At 70.8% G+C, this 22909-nt stretch carries 23 protein-coding genes; 8 read left to right on the forward strand and 15 right to left on the reverse strand.

Going from position 1 to position 22909, the window contains the following annotated elements; genetic code table 11:
- Positions 1–22: 22 nt before the first annotated feature.
- Positions 23–889 (reverse strand): phosphotransferase enzyme family protein, encoded by an 867-nt coding sequence (locus tag ACF1FZ_RS17925; protein ID WP_391774332.1) that lies wholly within the window; start codon positions 887–889, stop codon positions 23–25.
- A gap of 125 nt (positions 890–1014) precedes the next feature.
- Here ACF1FZ_RS17925 and ACF1FZ_RS17930 point away from each other — a divergent pair, with 125 nt between their 5' ends.
- The 8 genes from ACF1FZ_RS17930 (at position 1015) to ACF1FZ_RS17965 (ending at position 9349) form a co-directional block, all read left to right on the forward strand.
- Positions 1015–1953, forward strand: coding sequence for a carbohydrate ABC transporter permease (locus tag ACF1FZ_RS17930; protein ID WP_391774333.1), 939 nt, complete (start codon positions 1015–1017; stop codon positions 1951–1953).
- Positions 1950–2789 (forward strand): carbohydrate ABC transporter permease, encoded by an 840-nt coding sequence (locus tag ACF1FZ_RS17935; RefSeq protein ID WP_391774334.1) that lies wholly within the window; start codon positions 1950–1952, stop codon positions 2787–2789. The genes ACF1FZ_RS17930 and ACF1FZ_RS17935 overlap by 4 nt, the downstream gene beginning before the upstream one ends.
- Positions 2789–4078: an ABC transporter substrate-binding protein gene (locus ACF1FZ_RS17940; RefSeq protein ID WP_391774335.1), complete on the forward strand. Its 1290-nt coding sequence runs from the start codon at positions 2789–2791 to the stop codon at positions 4076–4078. The genes ACF1FZ_RS17935 and ACF1FZ_RS17940 overlap by 1 nt, the downstream gene beginning before the upstream one ends.
- A 63-nt stretch (positions 4079–4141) precedes the next feature.
- Positions 4142–5350 carry a macrolide-inactivating glycosyltransferase gene (gene mgt / locus ACF1FZ_RS17945; RefSeq protein ID WP_391774336.1) on the forward strand — a complete coding sequence of 403 codons (1209 nt, stop codon included), beginning with the start codon at positions 4142–4144 and terminating at the stop codon, positions 5348–5350.
- A gap of 325 nt (positions 5351–5675) precedes the next feature.
- A complete protein-coding gene (locus ACF1FZ_RS17950) occupies positions 5676–6878 on the forward strand; it encodes a S8 family peptidase (protein ID WP_391774337.1) in 1203 nt (400 codons plus the stop codon).
- Between the two features lie 87 nt (positions 6879–6965).
- Entirely contained in the window at positions 6966–7514 is a 549-nt protein-coding gene (locus tag ACF1FZ_RS17955) for a DUF1697 domain-containing protein (protein WP_391774338.1), read from the forward strand.
- A complete protein-coding gene (locus ACF1FZ_RS17960) occupies positions 7507–7890 on the forward strand; it encodes a DUF4440 domain-containing protein (protein ID WP_391774339.1) in 384 nt (127 codons plus the stop codon). The genes ACF1FZ_RS17955 and ACF1FZ_RS17960 overlap by 8 nt, the downstream gene beginning before the upstream one ends.
- Positions 7891–8431: 541 nt before the next feature.
- On the forward strand, positions 8432–9349 hold the full coding sequence (locus ACF1FZ_RS17965) for a S1 family peptidase (RefSeq protein ID WP_391774340.1): 918 nt from the start codon (positions 8432–8434) through the stop codon (positions 9347–9349).
- Positions 9350–9499: 150 nt separating this feature from the next.
- On the opposite strand, the gene ACF1FZ_RS17970 is transcribed toward ACF1FZ_RS17965, so the two are convergent.
- From ACF1FZ_RS17970 to ACF1FZ_RS18035, 14 genes are all read right to left on the reverse strand, one after another.
- The gene (locus ACF1FZ_RS17970) at positions 9500–10264 is read right to left on the reverse strand and encodes a sirohydrochlorin chelatase (RefSeq protein ID WP_391774341.1); all 765 of its coding nucleotides are present in this window, start codon (positions 10262–10264) and stop codon (positions 9500–9502) included.
- 6 nt (positions 10265–10270) lie between these two features.
- Positions 10271–11149 carry an ABC transporter permease gene (locus ACF1FZ_RS17975; RefSeq protein ID WP_391774342.1) on the reverse strand — a complete coding sequence of 293 codons (879 nt, stop codon included), beginning with the start codon at positions 11147–11149 and terminating at the stop codon, positions 10271–10273.
- Entirely contained in the window at positions 11136–11927 is a 792-nt protein-coding gene (locus tag ACF1FZ_RS17980) for an ABC transporter ATP-binding protein (protein ID WP_391774343.1), read from the reverse strand. The genes ACF1FZ_RS17975 and ACF1FZ_RS17980 overlap by 14 nt, the downstream gene beginning before the upstream one ends.
- A 48-nt stretch (positions 11928–11975) precedes the next feature.
- Positions 11976–13085 carry an aliphatic sulfonate ABC transporter substrate-binding protein gene (locus ACF1FZ_RS17985; RefSeq protein ID WP_391774344.1) on the reverse strand — a complete coding sequence of 370 codons (1110 nt, stop codon included), beginning with the start codon at positions 13083–13085 and terminating at the stop codon, positions 11976–11978.
- Positions 13086–13319: 234 nt separating this feature from the next.
- Positions 13320–14657: a sulfate adenylyltransferase subunit 1 gene (locus ACF1FZ_RS17990; protein WP_391774345.1), complete on the reverse strand. Its 1338-nt coding sequence runs from the start codon at positions 14655–14657 to the stop codon at positions 13320–13322.
- The gene (gene cysD / locus ACF1FZ_RS17995; RefSeq protein ID WP_391774346.1) at positions 14658–15593 is read right to left on the reverse strand and encodes a sulfate adenylyltransferase subunit CysD; all 936 of its coding nucleotides are present in this window, start codon (positions 15591–15593) and stop codon (positions 14658–14660) included.
- Positions 15590–16159 (reverse strand): adenylyl-sulfate kinase, encoded by a 570-nt coding sequence (cysC, locus tag ACF1FZ_RS18000; protein WP_391774347.1) that lies wholly within the window; start codon positions 16157–16159, stop codon positions 15590–15592. Before cysC ends, cysD begins: the two co-directional genes overlap by 4 nt.
- On the reverse strand, positions 16159–16875 hold the full coding sequence (locus ACF1FZ_RS18005) for a phosphoadenylyl-sulfate reductase (RefSeq protein ID WP_391774348.1): 717 nt from the start codon (positions 16873–16875) through the stop codon (positions 16159–16161). The genes cysC and ACF1FZ_RS18005 overlap by 1 nt, the downstream gene beginning before the upstream one ends.
- A complete protein-coding gene (locus ACF1FZ_RS18010; RefSeq protein ID WP_391774349.1) occupies positions 16872–17051 on the reverse strand; it encodes a hypothetical protein in 180 nt (59 codons plus the stop codon). The genes ACF1FZ_RS18005 and ACF1FZ_RS18010 overlap by 4 nt, the downstream gene beginning before the upstream one ends.
- Entirely contained in the window at positions 17048–18745 is a 1698-nt protein-coding gene (locus ACF1FZ_RS18015) for a nitrite/sulfite reductase (protein ID WP_391774350.1), read from the reverse strand. The genes ACF1FZ_RS18010 and ACF1FZ_RS18015 overlap by 4 nt, the downstream gene beginning before the upstream one ends.
- A 114-nt stretch (positions 18746–18859) precedes the next feature.
- On the reverse strand, positions 18860–18943 hold the full coding sequence (locus ACF1FZ_RS18020; RefSeq protein WP_351391960.1) for a putative leader peptide: 84 nt from the start codon (positions 18941–18943) through the stop codon (positions 18860–18862).
- A gap of 133 nt (positions 18944–19076) precedes the next feature.
- On the reverse strand, positions 19077–19670 hold the full coding sequence (locus ACF1FZ_RS18025) for a GNAT family N-acetyltransferase (protein WP_391774351.1): 594 nt from the start codon (positions 19668–19670) through the stop codon (positions 19077–19079).
- A gap of 43 nt (positions 19671–19713) precedes the next feature.
- The gene (locus ACF1FZ_RS18030; RefSeq protein WP_391774352.1) at positions 19714–21006 is read right to left on the reverse strand and encodes a GAF domain-containing protein; all 1293 of its coding nucleotides are present in this window, start codon (positions 21004–21006) and stop codon (positions 19714–19716) included.
- 254 nt (positions 21007–21260) lie between these two features.
- Positions 21261–22898 carry an acyl-CoA dehydrogenase family protein gene (locus ACF1FZ_RS18035; RefSeq protein WP_391774353.1) on the reverse strand — a complete coding sequence of 546 codons (1638 nt, stop codon included), beginning with the start codon at positions 22896–22898 and terminating at the stop codon, positions 21261–21263.
- Positions 22899–22909: the final 11 nt, after the last annotated feature.

Below are 22909 nucleotides of genomic sequence, written 5' to 3' on the forward strand. Positions count from 1 at the left end.
GCGGGCCGGATGGCCGTGAGGCTCAGAAGGGGTACCAGCGAACCTCGGGGTCGTCCTGGCGCAGTGACGCCACCCTGCGCCGGAACTCGGCCAGAGCCCTGGGGTTCGCCGGGGCGTGCTGGGAGACCCAGGCGCAGCTCGCCGTCTCGCGGGCACCGCGCAGCACCGCGCACCCTTCCCAGGTGCGTACGTCCCATCCGTACGCTTCGGTGAACGCGTCGTACGCGGGGGCGGGCAGGCCGTACCGGTCGCAGGAGAGCGCGAGTACCACCAGGTCGTGCTCGCGCAGATCGGCGGAGAAGGTCTCCAGGTCGACCAGCACCGGCCCGTCCGGACCGACGTGGACATTGCGCGGAAGGGCGTCGCCGTGGACGGGGCCCGGCGGCAGGTGCGGGGTGAGGGCCGCGGCGGCCTTCGCGAAGCCGTCGCGCCGGCCGCGCAGATAGTCCGCGTCGGCGGGATCGATCGCGTCGCCCGCGAGCCGCAGCCACCGCTCGACCCCGCCGAGCAGCTCACGGCGCGGCAGGGCGAAGCCTTCAGGAGCGGGCAGCGCGTGCACCAGGGTGAGCAACGGGGCCAGATCGCGCGGCTCGGTCGGGCGCACGGCCTCGGGCAGCCGGTGCCACAGGGTCACCGGGTGCCCCTCCACCAGGCGGGCCAGAGGTTCGGCGGCCCGTACGGCGGGCACGCCCGAGTCGGCGAGCCACAGGGCGACGGCCACCTCGCGCTCGGCCCTCTCCCGCAGCTCCGGGTGGTGCGTGGCGTCCCGGCCGACCTTGACCACCAGGTCACCGACGGCGAACACCGCGTTCTCGCCGAGTGCGAGGAGCTCCGCACCGGCGGGCAGTCCGGCGGCGGTCAGTACCTCGCGCGCACGCATGTCGTCCATGACCCGATTTTCTCATCTCCGCAGGCCACCTTGACGAACGGGCGGCCCGTCAGCACGATGACGGGGGCCACCGGAGCGGCAATACAGGAATGAAACCGATCCAAGAGGACAAAGGGGTCGAATTCATGACACCGGCGACCGCGATGACGCGGTCCGGGCGCAAGGCCCCGCAGGGCGGGCGGGGCGAAGGCCGCCGACGGGACGGCGCCGCCTGGTTCCTGGTGCTGCCCGCACTGATCCCCATCCTGATCCTGAGCGTCGGCCCGCTGCTGTACGGCATCGTGCTGGCCTTCACCGACGCCCAGTCGGGCCGCACCCGCTCCACCCAGTGGGTCGGCGTCCTCAACTTCCAGGACCTGCTGCACGACACCCTGTTCTGGGATTCGTTCCGGATCGGCCTGCTGTGGGCGGTCGGGGTCACGGTCCCGCAGTTCGTGCTCGCCCTGGGCCTCGCCCTGCTGCTCAACGCGAACCTGCGGATGCGCTGGCTCGCCAGGGCGCTGGCGATCATCCCCTGGGCCATGCCCGAGGTCGTCGTCGGCATCATGTGGCGCCTGGTCTACAACCCCGACGCCGGCATCCTCAACGAGACCATCCGCGATCTCGGCCTCGGGGACGGCAGGGACTGGCTGACCGGACTCGCCACCGCGCTGCCCGCCGTGGTGATCGTCGGCATCTGGGCCGGCATGCCGCAGACCACCGTGGCGCTGCTGGCCGGGCTGCAGAACACCCCGCACGAACTCCACGAGGCGGCCGCCCTCGACGGAGCCGGGGCCTGGCGCCGCTTCCGTGCCGTCACCTGGCCCGCCCTCCGGCCCGTGGCACTCGCCGTCAGCGCGCTCAACCTCATCTGGAACTTCAACTCCTTCGCCCTGGTCTACGTCCTGACCAGCGGCGGACCGGGAGGCCGCACCCGTCTGCCCATGCTCTTCGCCTACGAGGAGGCGTTCCGCTACGGACAGTTCGGTTACGCCGCCGCGATGGGATGCGTGATGGTCGCCGTCATCTCGGTGCTCCTCGCCGTCCACCTCGTAGGCCGGCTCAGGGGAGGCGAGGACGCATGAGCCTCCGTACGGGCAGGATCGCGCGCGCCGGACAGTACACCGCCCTCCTGTGTTATCTGGTCTTCCTGGCGTTCCCCTTCCTCTGGCTGATCTCCACCGCCTTCAAGCCGGCCCGCGAGCTCGGCTCGCTGCACCCGACGTGGATCCCCCAGGACCCGACGACGGACAACTTCCGGCAGGCCTTCGACGAACAGCCGCTGCTGCGGGCCGCGGCCAACTCGCTCACCGCCGCGCTCTGCGCCGCTCTCGTCGCGGTCCTCATCGCGACACCCATGGCTTATGTGATGGCCCGTCATCGGGGCCGGCTCTCCACCGCCGCCACCGGATGGGTCGTGGTCAGCCAGGCGTTCCCCTTCGTCCTGGTGATCATTCCGCTGTTCCTGGTCCTCAAGTACCTGCATCTGATCAACTCGCTGTGGGGGCTGATCCTGGTGTACGTCGTCTGGTCGCTGCCCTTCGCCCTGTGGATGCTGGCCGGTTACGTACGGGCCGTGCCACCCGAACTGGAGGAAGCCGCCGCTGTCGACGGGGCCGGGAGAGGGCGGATCCTCCTCTCGGTCACCGCGCCGCTGCTGGCCCCGGGGATCGTCGCCACCGCGCTCTTCGCGTTCATCACCGCATGGAACGAGTTCTTCTTCGCGCTCGTCCTGCTCAAGACCCCGGAGAAGCAGACCTTGCCGGTCGTGCTCACGCACTTCCTCGGCGCGGAGGGCGTGGCCGACCTCGGGCCGCTCGCCGCCGCCGCGTTCCTCGCCACCCTCCCCTCACTGGTGCTCTTCGCGGTCATCCAGAAGCGCATCACGGGTGGTCTGACGGCCGGGGCGGTGAAGGACTGATGCGCCGGCTGCCCGGGTTCTGCGCCGCGGTGACCGCGCTCGCCCTCCTGCTGGCCGGCTGCTCGGGGGAGGGCGAACGGGACGAGGACGGCACGATCCGGCTCCGCTTCCAGTCGCTGGCCTGGCAGAAGGAGTCGGTCGACGTCAACAAGCGGCTCGTGCGCGAGTGGAACGCCGCCCACCCGGACATCCAGGTGGACTACGTCCAGGGCAGCTGGGACAACGTCCACGACCAGCTGCTCACCTCCTTCGAGGGCGGTGAGGCGCCCGACGTCATCCACGACGCCTCGGACGACCTGGCGGACTTCGCGTACGGCGGTTACCTCGCCGATCTGCGGGCCCTGCTGCCGGACCGGCTGACCGGGGACATTCCGCAGCGGTCCTGGGACGCGACCACCTTCGGCGGCGGTGTCTACGGCGTCCCCTTCCTCCAGGAGCCCAAGGTCCTGATCGCGAACACGAAGATCCTCGAATCGTCGGGCGTGCGGATCCCGACCCCCGGGGACCCCTGGAGCTGGCCGGAATTCCGGCAGGTCACCGAGGAACTGACCAAGAAAGGGACGTACGGGGTCGCCTGGCCGCTCAAGGAGCCGGTCTCCGTCACCCTGAACCTGGGTCTTTCCGCCGGAGGGCAGCTCTTCCACCGCGGTGCGGACGGCAAAGTGACCGTCCGGTTCCACGAAGGTGACCGGGTCATGCCCGGTACGGTCCGGGACCAGGTCAACTCCGCCCGGAGCGCGGCTCGTTCAGCGCTCGGTATGGGAGGTTCGGACACACTCCCCGGCTTCTTCGGCGGCAGGTACGCCATGGTCCCGCTGGGTTTCTCCTACCGTCAGCAAGTCGTCGAGCAGGCGCCCGAGGGCTTCGGGTGGACGGTGCTGCCCACCCCGGCCGGCAGTGGCGGACTCGCGCAGGGGGTCAGCCCGCAGACCCTCTCGGTCGCCGAGGACAGCCCGCACAAGAAGGAGGCCGTGCGGTTCATCGACTTCCTGCTGCGCCCCGCGAACATGGTGCGGCTGGCCAGGGGCGACTGGATGCTTCCGACCGGCACCGAGGCGCTGGCGGATCCCGCGCTGCACACCGAGGAGAACGGCTGGGCGACGGGCACCGCTCTTGCCGGAACACTGCACCCCGCCCCCGCGCAGTCGGTGCGCGGCTATCCCGAGTGGAAGGACAAGGTCGCCACGCCCGCGCTCCAGGAGTACTACAGCGGGGCCATCGACACCGAGGAGCTGAGGAAACGCCTGGTCGAGGACGGTAACCGGGTCCTGGCGCGCTATCAGCGCTGAGCCGGCCGGACACGGGCCGGAAAATAACTGGACGAGACGTTTCGTCTCGCATACGTTGGCGGCATGACAACGCGCCCGCATGCCGCGCCTCCCCGTGCCCACCTCGCCATGTTCTCCATCGCCGCCCACGGGCACGTGAACCCGAGCCTCGAAGTGATCCGGGAGCTCGTCACCCGCGGGCACCGCGTCAGCTACGCCATTCCGGCCTCCTTCGCCGAGAAGGTCGCCGCCACCGGAGCCGAGCCGGTGATCTACACCTCCACGCTGCCCACCGCTCCGGAGGACTGGGGCAGCGAACCCATCGACTACATCGAGCCGTTCCTCGATGACGCGGTCCAGGCACTCCCGCAGCTCGTCGACGCCTTCGAGGGAGACGAACCGGACCTCGTCCTGCACGACATCACCGCGTACCCGGCCCGCGTCCTCGCCCACCGCTGGGGCGTGCCCGCCGTCCAGCTCTGGCCCAACCTGGTGCCCTGGGAGGGGTACGCGGAAGAGGTCGGCGACCCCGCGAACGCCGAACTGAAGCAGACCGAGCAGGGCCGGGCGTACTTCGGACGCTTCGCGGCCTGGCTCACGGAGAACGGCCTGGGCGGCCTCTCGGCGGACGACTTCGTGGCCCGGCCGCGCCGCGGTCTGGTGCTGATCCCCGAGGCGCTCCAGCCGAACGCCGACCGCGTGGACCACGCCCGGTTCACCTTCGTCGGCGCGTGCCAGGGCGAGCGGGCCGACCAGGGGGAGTGGAAGCGGCCGGCCGGCGCCGGAAAGGTCCTGCTGGTCTCGCTCGGCTCGTCGTACACCGACGAGCCCGCGTTCTACCGCGAGTGCCTCAAGGCCTTCGGGGACCTGCCGGACTGGCACGTGGTGCTCCAGATCGGCGCGCACGTCGATCCGTCCGAACTCGGCGGTGTACCCGACAACGTCGAGGTGCACTCCTGGGTCCCCCAGCTGTCCGTGCTGAAGCAGGCGGACGCCTTCATCACCCATGCGGGTGCGGGTGGCAGTCAGGAAGGGCTCGCCACCGGCACCCCCATGGTGGCGGTCCCGCAGGCCGTCGACCAGTTCGGCAACGCGGACATGCTCCAGGCCCTCGGTGTCGCCCGGCACCTCCCGAAGGAGGAGGCCGACGCCGCGTCCCTGCGCGCCGCGGTCCTCGCCCTGGCGGACGATCCGGAGGTCGCCGCGAGGCTGGCGGCGATCAAGGAGCGGATGGCGGGGGAGGGCGGGACGAAGCGGGCGGCCGACCTCATCGAGGCCGAACTGGCTTCCTGAGGAAGCCCTTCGCCGTACGGAAACAGGGTCATGTCATTCCGTTCCGCCCTGCCGGGCGAGGAGCTGGCGCCGAGGGCGCCCGGACGCGTCAAGTCCACCTGCCCGGAAGTCATGTGCGCCCAGAGGTCCGGGAGAGGGCCGGCCGCTTGCCCGACATGGCGGGGAGTGCACCGGTTTTCTGTGGCGGAAGCTTGCCGAGTGCGTGACGGCTACATGAAGGTCTTGATCTGGGCGCGTCAATCGAGCAGTGTTTCGAGCCAGCCCACGGAGATCTTCCGGCCGAGGGCCGATCCCCCCACAAAGAATGACGAGGAGACCCCTCTTCATGGCAATGCACAAGCGCGCACGCTCCCTCAGGCTCACCGCCGCGATAACCGCGGTGGCGGCGGCCGCCGGTGTCACCCTGCTCAGCACCCCGTTCGCCGGGGCCGCGACGGCGCCCGCGATGGGCACCGTCCACGGCGCGGACGCGGCGACGGCCGTCGCCGGCAGCTACATCGTGATGCTGGACCAGAAGGCGGACAAGGCCGGTCTGGCCGAGGAGTACGGCGGCAAGCTCCGGCGGACCTACAAGTCGGCCATCAACGGCTTCTCGGCCGACGGGCTTTCGGAGACCGAGGCCAGGCGGCTCGCCGCCGACCCGGCCGTCTCCAAGGTCGTCCAGAACAAGAAATTCCACATCGACGCCACCCAGGACGACCCGCCGTCCTGGGGGCTGGACCGGGTCGACCAGTCCGAAACCGCCGGTGACGGCGCGTACACCTACCCGGACGCCGCGGGCGGGGACGTCACCGCGTACGTCATCGACACCGGTGTCCGCGTCACCCACAGCGACTTCGAGGGCCGGGCCACCTCGGGCTTCGACGCCGTGGACGACGACGACGACGCCGACGACGGCAACGGACACGGCACCCACGTGGCCGGGACCATCGCGGGTGCCTCGCACGGGGTGGCCAAGAAGGCGAAGATCGTGGCCGTCCGCGTCCTGGACGACGCGGGCTCGGGCACCACCGAGCAGGTCGTCGCGGGGATCGACTGGGTCACCGCGAACCACGAGGGCCCGTCCGTCGCCAACATGAGTCTCGGCGGAACCGCGGACCCCGCCCTCGACGCCGCGGTGCAGAAGGCCATCGCCTCCGGTGTCACCTTCGGCGTCGCCGCGGGCAACGAGGCCGCCGACGCGGGTGCGGGCTCCCCCTCCCGCGTCCCCGAGGCCATCACCGTCGCCTCGTCCACGGTGGACGACGAGCAGTCGTCGTTCTCCAACTTCGGGTCCGTGGTGGACATCTACGCTCCCGGCTCGGACATCACGTCGGCCTGGAAGGACGGCGACGACGCCACGAACACCATCTCCGGCACGTCCATGGCGACCCCGCACGTCGTGGGCGCCGCGGCCGTCTACCTCGGCGGACACCCGGACGCCACCCCTGAGGAGGTCGCCACGGCGCTCACCGGCGGGGCCACCCCGGACGTCATCTCCAACGCGACCGAGGGCACGGCGAACAAGCTCCTGAAGATCGTGGAGTAGGCGGACCGGAACGGACAGGCGGCCGCCGCGCCCTCCCCCCACGGGGCGCGGCGGCCGCCGCCTGTGGAGAGCTCTAAGGTAGGGCCCATGAGCACGATGTACGCGGCGCTGCTGCGCGGGATCAACGTCAGCGGGCACCGCCGGGTCCCGATGGCGGAACTCCGGACGCTGCTCGAAGAGCTGGGGCACGAGGACGTCGCCACGTATCTGCAGAGCGGGAACGCCGTGTTCCGCAGTGCGACGGGCGACGAGAGCGCCCTCGCCGCCGGGCTGGAGCGGGCGATCGAGGAACGGTTCGGCTTTCCGGTCGACTGTCTCGTGCGGTCGGGCGCCTACCTCGCGGGTGTGGCCGGCGCCTGTCCGTTCCCGGCCGCCGAACTCGAAGGCAAGCAGGTGCACGTCACGTACTTCGACAAGGCCGTCGACTCCGCCGGATTCGCATCGCTCGACGCGGACGCCTTCCGCCCGGAGGAGTTCCGCCTGGGGGACCGTGCCCTCTACCTGTACACGCCCGACGGGCTCGGGCGCTCCAAGCTCGCCGTGGCGCTCGGGCGGCCCGCCTTCACCCGTGGCCTCGTCGCCACCAGCCGCAACTGGAACACCGTGGCCAAGCTCGTGGAGATGACGCGTGACTGAGCCCTCGCCCGCCGTGGCCGCAGCCATCGAGGGGGAGCTCCGGCTCCTCGATCCCGTGGTGCGGGCCTCGGAGGACATGCTGGCCTCTCTGCTGCACCCCGACTTCCGGGAGATCGGCACCAGTGGCCGGCTCTGGGAGCGGGACACGATCATCGCGATGCTCACAGCCCCGGACGCACCACGCCCCGGTCCGCTCACCGCGTCGCGGATGCGGGGCGACCAGCTCGCGGTGGACCTGGTGCACCTCACCTTCGACACCGAGTCCAAGGGCTTGCGTTCGCACCGCAGTTCACTGTGGCGGCTGACCGGGAGCGGCTGGCTGCTCTACTTCCACCAGGCCACGCCCTTCATCGACGACCCGTTCGCCGAGGTCTGACCCGCGGCTCCCCGGCATCGCCCGGCAGCACATCCCGGAGTGGCGCCGCAAGAGCGCCGCCCCGGTCTGATCCGGCCCCGGAGTCCGGCCGGATCTCGCCGGAAGGATTGATTCCGGCCACTCGGAGCACCTGGGCAAAACGCCGGTAAGCCACCCGAAGAGGCCGTGGCCCGACGGGTCCGGCCCGGACCGCCGGTGCCCGCACGCACGTCCTTCCCGGGCAAGGGCGGCGTGTGGGAAAGCGATGTGTACGGACAGCGGCCGACGTCCGCCCCTCGTTCCGGGCTTTGCTGCAATTCGCTGATCGCTTCCGTTCGGTGAGCGGATGCCGTTGCCCGGAGGTCATCCGCACGCATATCGGAGTTCACGGTCCGTTGTCCGCCGTGGTCCGGAAGAGGACCTTGTCACCTGTTCGAGCGAAGTCAAGGATTCGAGGCGTGCGGTTGGCAGGTCCACGACCAGTACCCGATGGTCACGGACAGCCGCACACCCTCGGCCCGCCCACCCAGCGGCCGGACACCCCCCAAAGACGGAGGATCCTGTGACCTTCAAGCGCTTCGCTCCCCTCGGCTCGATCTCCAGACGTGCTCGCCTCATCGCCGCGACCTCAGGTCTGGTCACCGCCGTGGCGCTTGCGGCACCCACCGCGGTCGCCCAGGCGGCCCCGGACACCACCGTGACGAAGGCCGAACTGGCCTCGGCCAGTTCGGCCGTGCGCGGTGCCGACATCGCGGGTACCGCCTGGTACACCGAAGCGAGCACCGGCAAGGTCGTCGTGACCGTCGACAGCACGGTCACCGCCGCCGAGATCGCCGAGATCAAGAAGTCGGTCACCGACTCCGGCGCGAAGGCCGACATCAACCGCACCCCGGGCACGTTCAACAAGCTGATCGCGGGCGGACAGGCCATCTACGCCGGCGGCGGACGCTGCTCCCTCGGCTTCAACGTCCGCAGCGGCAGCACCTACTACGCGCTGACCGCCGGGCACTGCACCGAGATCGGCAGCACCTGGTACACCAACTCCAGCCAGAGCTCCACCCTCGGCACCAGGACCGGTTCCAGCTTCCCCGTCAACGACTACGGGATCATCCGGCACGCCAACTCCGGCGCCGCGGACGGCCGGGTCTACCTCTACAACGGCAGCTACCAGGAGATCACCTCTGCGGGGAGCGCCCGCGTGGGCCAGGCCGTCAAGCGCAGCGGCTCCACCACCGGCGTCCACAGCGGCACCGTCACCGGCCTCAACGCCACGGTGAACTACGGCGGCGGTGACGTCGTCTACGGCATGATCCAGACCAACGTCTGCGCCGAGCCCGGCGACAGCGGCGGCTCGCTCTTCGCGGGCACCACGGCTCTGGGCCTCACCTCGGGCGGCAGCGGTAACTGCAGCTCGGGCGGCACCACGTTCTTCCAGCCCGTCACCGAGGCGCTGAGCGCCTACGGCGTCAGCATCTTCTAGGACCTCCTCCGGACCCACCTGCCGACGGGCCGCGCTCCTCGAGCGCGGCCCGTTGCCGTGTCCGCTTTCCGCGGGGGCGAACGCCCTACCGGGCCGGCGGCCATGCGCCGGGCCGCACCTCACCACCCCCGGGGGTGGCTAACTGAGCCCTTAGGCGCTCATCGCCCTGTCCACCGGGGCGGATGCCCCGTCGTACCGGGTGAGCAGCAGCCGGGCGAGCGCGGGGGACGCCCCGAGGACGCCGGCCAGGACATCGGCCCCGGCCTCCCCGGCGCCCGCGGCGATGCGGTCGGGGAGCCGGCCGGGGGCGATGACGTACGGCGCCACCGCGACCCGCCGTACGCCGTCGGCCCGCAGGGCGCGTACGACGTCGGCGGTGCGGGAGAAGCCGCCGGCAACTACAGCGGAGGCGAACGCAGGCCGCACGGCGCACCAACCGGTGTGCCGCAGCTCCCGCGCGATTTCAGCGATCACTGCGATCGCCTCCGGGTCCGTGGAGCCCGCCGAGGCCAGGACCAGCCCGGTCGAGCCCTTGTCACCGGGGCTCACGCCGGCCTCGTACAACCGCTGTTCCACTGTCGCGTTCAGCAGCGGGGACGGTCCCAGGACGTCGGCCTGGCCGATCCGCAGCCGGGGGAACCGTGCGCGGGCCTCGCGCAGCACCGAGGGGATGTCCGACTTGGCGTGGAAGGCCCGGGTCAGCAGCAGGGGGAGCGCGACGACCTCGTCCGCCCCCTCCGCGGCCAGACGTTCCAGGACCCGGGGGACGGACGGGGCGTTGAACTCCAGGAAGCCCGTCTCCACGCGCAGCCCGGGCCGCAGCGACCGGACCCGCGCGGTGAGCGCGTGCACGGTCGCCGCGTGCCGCGGGTCACGGCTTCCGTGGGCGATGACGAGGAGAACGGGGGCGGACACGGAGGCTCAGCTCCTGACGAGGAGGCCGCGGCTGCGCAGGACCCGCCGCTCCAGCGGACTGAAGATCAGCAGGTCGATCGCGATACCGACGAACAGGATGAGGAGGATCGCCAGGAAGATCCCCGGCATGTCGAAGTTGTTCCGGCCGTTCTCCAGCAACTGGCCCAGCCCCAGGCCCAGATCGGGCGATGAGGCGATGATCTCGGCGGCCATGAGCGAGCGCCAGGAGAACGCCCAGCCCTGCTTCAGGCCCGCCAGATAGCCGGGCAGCGCCGCCGGCAGGACGATGTGGACCGTCCCCCGCAGCCCCGTCGCGCCGATCGTGCGGCCCGCGCGCAGGAACAGGGGCGGCACCTGGTCGACGCCGGAGACCAGACCGTTGGCCACGGAGGGTACCGCGCCGAGCAGGATCACCGCGTACATCGTCCTGTCGTCGAGGCCGAGCCAGATGATGGCCGGCGCCACCCACGCCACGGAAGGAAGGGACTGCAGCCCGGACAGGACCGGGCCGATCGCGGCCCGGACGAGCTTGACCCGTGCGACCAGCAGGCCCAGCGGGGTACCGATCGCGACGGCCATCACGAAACCGAGCAGACCGCGCGACACGCTGGTCCAGACGACCTCCAGCAGGGTGCCCTGCAGCCACATGTCCTTCAGGCTGTTCCAGACCTCGGCCGGCGGCGGCAGCTTGTAGTCGTCCGTGACTTTCGCCCAGACCAGGATCTGCCAGACAAGGACCACCAGGACGACGGCGACGACCGGCGGCAGGACCTTGCCGGTCAGGATCTCGCGGGCAGGGGTCCTGCGTACCTGTACGGCGTCGAGCGCGTCCAGGCCCGCCTCGAGCCCCGCCAGGTCGTCGGCCTTCGATTCAGTGCTGGCCATGTCGGCGGATCTCCCCACGCAGTTGTTCGGTGATCTCGACGGACAGCTCCGCCACGGCGGTGTCCTCGATGCGGCGGGGCTGCTCGATGTCGACCGTCCACTCCCGGGCGATCCGGCCGGGACGCGACGACAGCAGGATGACGCGCTGGGCGAGCCGCACCGCCTCGCGCACGTTGTGGGTGACGAAGAGGACGGAGGCGTTCGTCTCCCGCCAGATCCGGGTCAGTTCGTCGTGCAGCACGTCGCGGGTGATGGCGTCGAGTGCCGCGAACGGCTCGTCCATCAGCAGCAGCTGACTGTCCTGGGCGAGAGCACGCGCCATCGCGACCCGCTGGCGCATCCCGCCCGAGAGTTCGTGCACCCGCTTCCCGTGCGCCCCGCCGAGGCGTACGAGTTCGAGCAGCCGCTCCGCCTCCGGGCGGCGGTCCGGCTTCGGGACCCCGCGCAGCCGCAGGGCCAGTTCGATGTTCTTTCCCGCGGTCAGCCAGGGGAAGAGAGCGTGCTCCTGGAACATCAGGGCCGGCCGCCCGCCGGGGGTCTCGATGGACCCCGCGGTCGGGCGGTCGAGTCCGGCCACGAGGTTGAGCAGTGTCGACTTGCCGCACCCGGAAGCTCCCAGGAGGGTGACGAACTCCCCCGGCGCGACGTCGAGCGTGATGTCGTCCAGGACGAGCTGCTGCCCCGTGGGCCCGGTGAAGGACTTGGAGACGTGTTCGACGCGAGCGGCGTGCTCGACCGCTGTACGGTCCTCGGCCTTGGTGAGGGTGGTGGTCGCCATGGTCGTCACCTCCTGGGAATCTTCAGGGATCCTGGTGCGGTCGGGGGGTTACTTGACGCCGAGACCGGCATCGGCGACCTCGGGCCGGCCTGCGGCCTTGAGGATCTTGTTCAGCGGTCTCAGGTCGTAGATGCCGCTGAGGTCGGGCTTCTCCAGCAGACCGGCCTCGACCGCGTGGTCCGCCTGGGCCTGGAGCGTAGCGGCCAGCGGGTCGTCGGTGATCCGGATGGACTCCCACGCCGGGTCGAGGACCTCGGCGGGCAGGGCCTTGCCGTTCAGCTCCTCGAGAGCGGCGTTGGCGGAGACTTTCGCCCTGTCGGGGTTGGCGTTGATCCACTTGTTGGTGTTCACGGTGCCGCGCAGCACGGCTTCCACGACGTCCGGGTGCGCGGAGAGGAACTTCTGCGACACGATGATGTTCGTGATGACGAACTTGTCGTCCGGCCACAGCGTCGACTCGTCGAGCAGGACCTCGCCGCCCTCGGCGACCAGCTTCGAAGCGGTCGGCTCCGGGACCCAGGCGCCGTCCAGGGAACCGGCCTTGAAGGCGTCCGGGGTCACCTTGTTGTCCGAACGGACCACGGAGACGTCGCCCTTGCCGCTCTGGGCGTCGACCTCCCAGCCCTTGTCGGAGAGCCAGTTGAGGAACGCCACGTCCTGGGTGTTGCCGAGCTGGGGGGTGGCGATCTTCTTGCCCTTGAGGTCGTCCAGGGTCTTGATCTTCCTGGGGTTCACGACGAGCTTCACGCCGCCGGAGGCCGCGCCGCCGATGATCCGCAGGCTCTGGCCCTTGGACTTGCTGTAGCCGTTGACCGAGGGGGAGGGGCCGATGAAGCCGATGTCGATCGCGCCCGCGTTGAGCGCCTCGATCTCGGAGGGCCCGGCGTTGAACGTCGAGGGCTTGAGCGTGGTGCCGCCCAGTTCCTCGGCGATGAGGCCTTCCTGGATACCCACCAGGGCGGTGGCGTGCGTGAGGTTCGGGAAGTAACCGATCTTCACGGTGTCCGCCGAGAGCTTCTTGCCGCCCGCGGAGGGGTTCTCGGTGTCGTTCTCCTCGGCCTGGGAGCCGTAGCCGCAGGCTGTGAGCGCCACGGCGAGCAGCGGCAGGGCGGCGGCAGTGGCCAGGCTGCGGCGGAGCGTGGTGCGGGTGGCAGGCACGGGAGGGTTTCCTCTCGTCGGCCCGGTGCTCACGCCCTCCTGGAGTCGGGCGGCGTGGCCGGGAAGTCGGCAGGTCTTCGTACGGACTGGTGGTGCGGTCGGTTCAGGCGGGCGCGCAGGCGGTGCGCGTACGTCATCACGCACATCGCCCGACCCCGCCCTGTCCGCTGCCGAGGGCGCCGCTGCCGACCCGGCCGCCCTCCTTCGCGAAGGTCGAGAAGAAATCCCTGGCCATCAGAAGTCCCACTCCGCGTCCTCCGCGGAGGTGTCCGTCTCCGCGCCGTCGACGGCGGCGAACGACGCGCCCGCCATGCCGGCCGTGAGGGTCGTGCCGTCGGCGGGATCGATCAGCAGGAACGAGCCGGTACGCCGCGACTCCGCGTACGCGTCGAGAGCCAGGGGTTCGGCGGTGCGGACGACGACCCGGCCGATGTCGTTGGCCACCAGCCGCCCGGGAGCCGGGTGCTGGGAGAGGTCGTCCAGTGTGAGCCGTGAGGGGATGTCCTTGACGATCGCCTTGACCGTGCGGGTGGTGTGCTTGAGCAGCACCCGCTGGCCCACCGTGAGCGGCTGGTCGGCCACGTGGCAGACGGTCGCCTCGACGTCCTGCGTGACGGTGGGAGCGTCGTCCGCGGGGGCGATCAGGTCACCGCGCGAGACGTCGATGTCGTCGGCCAGCCGGATCGTCACCGACTGCGGGGCCCAGGCGATGTCGACGCTCTCACCGAGCGCGTCGATCCCCTCGATCGTCGTGGTGCGTCCGGACGGCAGTACGGAGACCGTCTCGCCGACCCGCAGTACGCCGGCGGCGATCTGGCCGGCGTACCCCCGGTAGTCGGGGTGCTCGGCGGTCTGCGGGCGGATCACGTACTGCACCGGGAAACGTGCGTGGCACTCGGTGAGGTCATGGCTGACCGGCACCGTCTCCAGGTGCTCCAGGACCGTCGGGCCGCCGTACCAGTCCATGTGGGCGGAGGGCTCCACCACGTTGTCGCCGGCCAGCGCCGAGATGGGGACGGCGGTGATCTCCGGGACGCCGAGCGAGGCGGCGTACGCGGTGAACTCCTGCGCTATCGCGGCGAAAACGGGCTCGGCGTAGTCCACGAGGTCCATCTTGTTCACGGCGAGGACGACGTGCGGCACGCGCAGGAGGGCGGCGACGGCGGCGTGGCGGCGGGTCTGCTCGACCACGCCGTTGCGGGCGTCGACGAGGACGACGGCCAGCTCGGCCGTCGAGGCGCCCGTGACCATGTTGCGGGTGTACTGCACGTGGCCCGGGGTGTCCGCGAGGATGAAACGGCGGCGCGGGGTGGCGAAGTAGCGGTAGGCCACGTCGATGGTGATGCCCTGCTCGCGCTCGGCCCGCAGCCCGTCGGTCAGCAGCGCCAGGTCCGGCGCCTGCTGGCCACGGTTGGTGGAGGCCAGTGCGACGGCCTCCAGCTGGTCGGTGAGGACCGACTTGGAGTCGTGCAGGAGACGTCCGACGAGGGTGGACTTGCCGTCGTCGACGGACCCGGCGGTGGCGAACCGCAGCAGGGTGGTGGCCGACGACTGCTCGGTGGTGATGCTCATTTAGAAGTACCCCTCGCGCTTGCGGTCTTCCATCGCGGCCTCGGACATCTTGTCGTCGGCCCGGGTCGCGCCCCGCTCGGTGAGCCGGGAGGCGGCGATCTCGGTGATCACCGCTTCCAGGGTGGTGGCGTCGGAGTCGACGGCGCCGGTGCAGGACATGTCACCGACGGTGCGGTAGCGCACCTGACGGGTCTCGACCTTCTCGTGGTCCTTGGGGCCGCCCCAGTCGCCCGCGGTCAGCCACATGCCCGAACGGCTGAAGACCTCGCGTTCGTGGGCGAAGTAGATCCCGGGGAGCTCGATGCCCTCACGCTCGATGTACTGCCAGACGTCGAGCTCGGTCCAGTTGGAGATGGGGAAGACGCGGACGTGCTCGCCGGGGGCGTGGCGGCCGTTGTAGAGCTGCCACAGCTCGGGGCGCTGGCGGCGGGGGTCCCACTGGGAGAACTCGTCGCGGAGCGAGAAGACCCGCTCCTTGGCCCGGGCCTTCTCCTCGTCACGCCGCCCGCCGCCGAAAACGGCGTCGAAGCGGTGCTGCTGGATGGCCTCGGTGAGCGGGACCGTCTGCAGGGGGTTGCGGGTGCCGTCGGGACGCTCACGGAGCTTGCCGGCGTCGATGTACTCCTGGACGGAGGCGACGTGCAGGCGCAGCCCGTGCTTCTCGACGGTGCGGTCACGGTATTCGAGGACCTCGGGGAAGTTGTGCCCGGTGTCCACGTGCAGCAGCGTGAAGGGGATGGGGGCCGGGGCGAACGCCTTCAGCGCGAGGTGCAGCATCAGGATCGAGTCCTTGCCGCCGGAGAAGAGGATCACCGGCCGCTCGAACTCACCCGCCACCTCACGGAAGATGTGCACCGCCTCCGACTCCAGGGAGTCCAGGTGGCTCAGCGCGTACGGATTGGCAGTGCCTTCCGGCACGGTGGCGACAGTGCTCACGCCAGGCCCCTCTCGGTGAGCAGCGCACGAAGCGCCGCTGCGGACTCCTGCACGGTCTGCTGGTGCGACTCGATCCGAAGATCCGGCGACGCAGGAGCCTCGTAGGGGTCGTCGACCCCGGTGAGCCCACTGATCTCGCCCGCCGCCTGCTTGGCGTACAGCCCCTTCACATCGCGCTCGGAGCAGACCTCGACCGGGGTCGCGACGTGCACCTCCAGATACGCGGTGCCCTCCTGCTGGTGGCGCTTGCGCACCGCGTCACGGCTGTCGGCGTACGGCGCGATGACCGGGACGAGGGCCTTCACACCGTTGGCGGCCAGCAGTTCGGCGACGAAGCCGATCCGCTGGACGTTGGTGTGCCGGTCCTCGCGGGAGAAGCCGAGGCCCGCGGAGAGGAACTCCCGGATCTCGTCGCCGTCGAGGACCTCGACCCGGTGTCCCTCGGCGCGCAGCCGTCCCGCCAGCTCGTAGGCGAGGGTGGTCTTGCCGGCGCTCGGCAGACCGGTGAGCCAGACGGTGGCTCCCGTCTCCGTCACGCTCATCGATATCTCCTGATCAGTCGTCATCAGCCGTGCAGCCCGCATTCGGTCTTGCCGCGTCCGGCCCAGCGGCCGGCCCGTGCGTCCTCACCCTCCAGCACCCGCCGGGTGCAGGGCGCGCAGCCGACGGAGGCGTAACCGTCCATCAGCAACGGGTTGGTCAGCACGCCGTGTTCGGTGACGTAGGCGTCCACGTCCTGTTGGGTCCAGCGGGCGATGGGAGAGACCTTGACCTTGCGGCGCTTCTCGTCCCAGCCCACGACCGGGGTGTCCGCCCGGGTGGGGGACTCGTCGCGGCGCAGCCCGGTCGCCCAGGCGGCGTACGCCGTCAGCCCCTCCTCCAGGGGCTTGACCTTGCGCAGCGCGCAGCACAGGTCGGGATCGCGGTCGTGCAGTTTCGGCCCGTACTCGGCGTCCTGTTCGGCCACCGACTGACGCGGGGTCAGGGTGATGAGGCTGACGTCCATCACGGCGTCCACCGCGTCCCGCGTGCCGATGGTCTCCTCGAAGTGGTAGCCCGTGTCCAGGAAGACGACGTCCACGCCGGGGAAGACCCGGGAGGCCAGGTGCGCGACGACCGCGTCCTCCATGGAGGAGGTGACGCAGAAGCGCTTGCCGAAGGTGTCGGCCGCCCACTTCAGGATGTCGCTCGCGGAGGCGTCCTCCAGCTCGCGCCCGGCCCGTACCGCCAGGTCCTTCAGGGCCTCGTCGGTGAGTCCGGCCGCTTGCAGGGTGTCCGTCATGTCCCGTTCCCTTCGGCGTCGTCGCGCTGGAGCCCCCGGGTCAGCAGACCCAGGAACTTCAGCTGGAACGCGCGGTTGCAGGAAGCACATTCCCAGGCGCCGTGGCCTGCCTCGTGCGGGCGCAGGTCCTCGTCGCCGCAGTACGGGCAGTGGAACGGCGCGGCTCGCTCGCTCATGACAGTGACTCCGCGTCGGCGCGCGCCGCCCACGTCGCGAAACGTTCGCCGTCCTCGCGCTGCTCCTGGAAGTTGCCGAGCACCCGCTCGACGTAGTCCGGGAGTTCGGCCGAGGTGACCTTCAGGCCGCGCACCTTGCGGCCGAAGCCGGCCTCCAGGCCGAGTGCGCCGCCGAGGTGCACCTGGTAGCCCTCGACCTGGTTGCCGTCGTCGTCCAGCATGAGCTGGCCCTTGAGGCCGATGTCCGCGGTCTGGATGCGGGCGCAGGCGTTGGGGCAGCCGTTGATGTTGATGGACAGCGGCTCGTCGAAGTCCGGCATGCGGCGTTCCAGTTCGTCGATGAGCGCGGCGCCGCGCGCCTTGGTCTCGACGATCGCCAGCTTGCAGAACTCGATACCGGTGCAGGCCATCGTGCCGCGTCGGAAGGGGGACGCCTTGACCTGGAGGTCCAGTGCCTCCAGGCCGGCGGACAGGGACTCGATCTGATCCTGCTCCACGTCCAGGACGAGCATCTTCTGCTCGACGGTGGTGCGCACCCGGCCCGAGCCGTGTGCCTCGGCCAGGTCGGCGATCTTGGCCAGGGTGGAGCCGTCCACCCGGCCGACGCGCGGGGCGAAGCCCACGTAGAAGCGGCCGTCCTGCTGCGGGTGCACACCGATGTGGTCGCGCCAGCGGGAGGAGGGCTGGGCGGGCGGCGGGCCGTCCAGCATCGGGCGCTTGAGGTATTCGTCCTCGAGGACCTGGCGGAACTTCTCCGGGCCCCAGTCGGCCATCAGGAACTTCAGCCGGGCACGGTTGCGCAGCCGACGGTAGCCGTAATCGCGGAAGATCCCGACGACACCGGCCCAGACGTCGGGGACCTCGTCCAGCGGCACCCAGGCGCCCAGACGCTCGGCGAAACGCGGGTTGGTGGAGAGTCCGCCGCCGACCCACAGGTCGAAGCCGGGACCGTGCTCGGGGTGGTCGACGCCCACGAAGGCGATGTCGTTGATCTCGTGGACGACGTCCTGGACCGGTGAACCCGAGATCGCGGTCTTGAACTTACGGGGCAGGTTGGAGAATTCCTTGCTGCCGATGTACCGCTCGTGGATCTCGTCGACCGCGGACGTGCCGTCGATGATCTCGTCGGCGGCGATGCCCGCCACGGGCGACCCGATGATCACGCGGGGGCAGTCACCACAGGCCTCGGTGGTCGAGAGCCCCACGGCCTCGAGCTTCGCCCAGATCGCCGGGACGTCCTCGATGCGGATCCAGTGCAGCTGGACGTTCTGCCGGTCGGTGACGTCGGCGGTGCCCCGCGCGTACTCCTGCGAGATCTCGCCGATGACGCGCAGCTGGGTGGTGGTCAGCTTCCCGCCGTCGATGCGCACACGCAGCATGAAGTAGCGGTCCTCCAGCTCCTCGGGCTCCAGCACGGCGGTCTTCCCGCCGTCGATACCTGCCCGGCGCTGGGTGTACAGCCCCCACCAGCGCATGCGCCCGCGCAGGTCGTTCGGGTCTATGGAGTCGAATCCGCGCTTCGAGTAGATCGTCTCGATGCGTGTCCGCACATTGAGACTGTCGTCGTCCTTCTTGAACTGCTCGTTCCCGTTCAGCGGGGTGAAGTGACCCATGGCCCACTGACCTTCACCACGGTGACGTCCCGCCTTGCGGCGGGGCGTGGCGGTAGCAGGCTTCTCGGGGCTGGCGGCCATGGCAATACGTCCTTCGGGACTGCAGGAGGGCGGCTCTGAACTGCACACTCGCGTGAAGCGCGGCGGTGCGCAGGGGTGAGGCGGAACATCAGGGGATCGCGGTGCTGGAGACTCTCAGCGGACCGGACAGATGGCGCTGGACATGCGGCCGAGGTCGACGTGCCGCCGACTCACCAAGGCAATTCCAGTTCCAGGCATGACGGAAGCGTGTCACGCGGATCTCGGACCAGTCCACCACGATCCAATATGTGGACGCGATGGTCCCGAAGTATGAGACGCTGTGGCATCGATCACGCCGGGGACGTCGACAAGGTGACAAAGGGGCGGGTGATCAGGAGTGCGCACCGGGCCAGGGGCCGGGGGTGGCGACCGCGGAGCCCTGCTCGGTCCTGGTGTCGAACAGCCGGAATCCCCGCCGCAGGTAGTTGGCCATCGCGTGCGGGCCGTCATCGGAACAGGTGTGCAGCCATACCCGTTCGGTGGGGGTCCGCTCCGGGTGGCGGTCCGCGAGGTCCCAGGCGCGCGCCACGCCGTACGACAGCAGGTGCCCGCCGATCCGGCGCCCCCGGAACGCGGGGACCAGACCGAAGTAGGAGATCTCGACCGCCCCGCCCTCCTGGGGGTCGAACTCGATGAACCCGGCGGGGGTCCCGCTCTCGTACGCCACCCAGGTCTCGGCCCCCGGCCGCTCCAGGATCTCCTGCCACTGCGCGTACGTGAGGCCCAGCCGGTCGGTCCACCGGATGTCACCGCCCACCGCGGTGTACAGGAACCGGCTGAACTCCGGCAGCGGTGTCTCCGACCGGACGACCGTGACCGGCCCCTCGGGGGCGGCGGCGGGGCTCAGGTCGGCGGGCGACGTCTGCTCCAGGTACCAGACGGTCACGTCGGGGGCAGGAGTGGCGGAACGCGTGGTATTGCTCATGGGGGTCAGAGAACCACGGCTCGGGCCGCCCCCCGAAACCGGGTCACACCGTCCCGGCGGGCCTGCGCGTCCTGAGTACCACCGGAGCCGTGGAGCGGGGCAGCAGATCGGCCGGCACCTCCGGGTGGACCACCTCCACCTCCACCCCCTGGCGGAACCGGTACGGCCGGTGCGCCAGCACCTCCGCGAGATGGCGCCGCATCCGCGATATCTCGGCCCGCACCGTCACGGTCCTGGTCACGTCACCGAAGACGTCCCCGGCCAGCTCCGCCGCGGTGCGCCCTTCCGGGCGCAGGGCCAGCGCGTACAGCAGCTCCGCGTGGCGGGGCGACAGCCGGCGCGTCCAACTCCCCAGCGGACCCGTCACATGGACCGCGAGTTCCCGCTCCCGGCTCAGGTCGAGCACCACCCTGCGCGTCGAGCGCTCCTGCAGGCCCTCCGCGATCCGCACCAGCCAGCCGCCGGGCAGCGGTTCCACCCGGCACATCCCGAGCGAGGCCAGCCACACCGTGCCCGGTTCCAGGGACTTCGGCAGCGGCAGCCGGTCCACGGGCGGCATCCCGGTGACGGCGGCCAGCCGGCCGTGGGGGTCTACCACCAGCGCGCGGCCACCCAGCCGGCACAGGATCGGAGCGGCGACCGAGCGCAGCCGCTCGATCGCCACCAGGTGCCGGCTGCGCAGCTCGTTCTCCGCCAGCGAAGCCACCGAAGCGACCAGCGCCGACGTCGCCGGGTGGAAGGTGGAGGCCGGCCCGCTGAGGTCGACGATGCCCATCAGCCGGCCGTCCCGGGGGTCGCGCACCGGGGCCGCCGCGCAGGTCCAGTGGTGCAGGGCGCGGATGAAGTGCTCGGCGGAATGGACCTGGACGGGTGTGCGCGCGGCGAGCGCGGTACCGATGGCGTTCGTCCCCGTCGCCGACTCCGCCCAGGCGGCGCCCTCCTCCAGGCAGATGTCCTTGGCCCGGCGCATCACCGCCGCATGTCCCTGACGCCACAGCACCCGGCCCTCGGCGTCCGTGACGACCATGATCTGCTGCGAGGCGTCCGCGATCGTGGCCAGTCCCTCCCGCAGCAGGGGCATGACCTCGCCGAGCGCCGTGCCCCTGCGCCGGTGCTCGATCTCGTCCGTGTCCAGCAGCCTGCTCTCCGGTGACTGCTCGGGGTCGATCCCGCTGCGCAGTACGCGGTCCCAGGACGCGCCGATCTCCGCACGCGGGGCCGCCCCCGTACGCTCGCCCGCGAGCCGGGCCTCCCGTGCGCGGTGGACCAGACGTTCGGTCACCGCTGGGCGCGAGGCGATTTCCGGCCGCTTCCGCGCGACAGGGTGTAATCCCATGACAAGTTCCCCCAACAAAGCGTGGGACCGGCCAGGAAGGTGGAAACCCGGCCCGAAGGACCCATCCTGCCGTGTGAGGGTCCCGCCGGCTCGCACTCCACGCAATGGTTGCAACCCCTTGCAACTCTGGTGACAGGCCCCGGGTCGTACGAGAGTGACGGAACACCGTGCGGGGTCCTCGACCGCCGTACGGTGGTGCAGAAGCGTGGAGGGTGGTGCCGTGTCGGCGCAGCACCACCCTCCGTCGTTCGCTTCTAGCCCTCCTGGGCCCGTGCGCGTTCCACGACCGTGGCCAGGTCCAGACTGTGGGGCAGCGTCCCGAAGGCCGAGCCCCAGTCCCCGCCCAGCCGTGAGGCGCAGAACGCGTCCGCGACCTCCGGCGGCGCCCAGCGCAGCAGCAGTGAGCCCTGCAGCACCAGGGCCATCCGCTCCACCAGCCGCCGGGCCCGCGCCTCGACGGCGTCCAGATCCGCCAGCTCCGTCAGCAGGTCCTTGATCGCCGCGTCGAGCCGGTGGTCCGCGCCACGCGCTTTCCCGACCTCACGGAGGAAGGCGTCGAGCGCCATCGGTTCACGCTGCAGCGCCCGCAGCACATCGAGCGCCTGCACGTTGCCCGAACCCTCCCAGATCGAGTTGAGCGGGGCCTCCCGCAACAGCCGGGGCATCCCGGACTCCTCGACGTACCCGTTGCCGCCCAGGCACTCCAGTGCCTCGCCGACCACCGCCGTGCACCGTTTCGTCACCCAGTACTTGGCGGCCGGTACCGCGATCCGCAGGAAGGGCCGCTCCTCCTCGGTGTCCGCGTCGTACGCGGCGGCCAGCCGCAGCGCGAGCGTCGTCGCCGCCTCCGACTCCAGCGCCAGGTCGGCCAGTACGTTGCGCATCAGCGGCTTCTCGATCAGCAGACCGCCGAACGCGCTGCGGTAGGCGCTGTGATGGATCGCCTGCGCCACGGCCTGGCGCATCAGCGCGGCCGAACCGACCACGCAGTCCAGCCGGGTCGCCGCCACCATCTCGATGATGGTGCGCACCCCGCGCCCCTCCTCGCCGACCCGGCGGGCCCACGTCCCGTCGAACTCGACCTCGCCGGAGGCGTTGGACCTGTTGCCCAGCTTGTCCTTGAGGCGCTGGATCGCGAACACGTTGCGGGCACCGTCCGGCAGGACCCGCGGCACGAGGAAGCAGCTCAGCCCGCCCGGCGCCTGCGCCAGCACCAGGAAACCGTCGGACATGGGTGCCGAGCAGAACCACTTGTGGCCGGTGAGCAGGTACTCCCCCTCGCCGGCCAGCGGCTCGGCCCGGGTGGTGTTGGACCGCACATCGGTGCCGCCCTGCTTCTCCGTCATGCCCATGCCGAAGAGCGCACCGGCCTTCTGCGACGCGGGCCGCAGCCCCTCCTCGTACACGTGCGAGGTCAGCAGCGGTTCCCACTCCGCGGCCAGCGCCGGATCGGTCCGCAGCGCCGGGACCGCCGCGTGCGTCATCGACAGCGGGCATCCGTGGCCCGCCTCGGCCTGCGTCCAGACCAGGAACCCGGCCGCGCGCCGGACATGGCCGCCCCGCCTGCCCCAGGCGTCCGTCAGCCCGGCCGTGACCGCGTGCCCCAGCAGCCGGTGCCAGGACGGGTGGAACTCGACCTCGTCGAGGCGGTGCCCGTAGCGGTCGTGCGTGCGCAGCCTCGGCGGATTTTCGTTCGCCTGCGCCCCCCACGCCTGGGCCTGGGCGGAACCGGCGGACCGGCCCAGCGAGCCGAGTTCTTCCCGGGCCTCGTCGAGGATCCCGGGCTCGAGATGCCGCTCCACGGCCTCCGCCAGCGCCCGGTCACCGGCGAAGACGTCATAGCCGACCAGCGGCGGAACCTGGTTGGTCACTGTGTGGGTGCTAGGTGCCATGCCGATACGGT

The sequence above is a fragment of the Streptomyces sp. NPDC014623 genome (genome assembly GCF_043088245.1).
GTDB lineage: Bacteria > Actinomycetota > Actinomycetes > Streptomycetales > Streptomycetaceae > Streptomyces.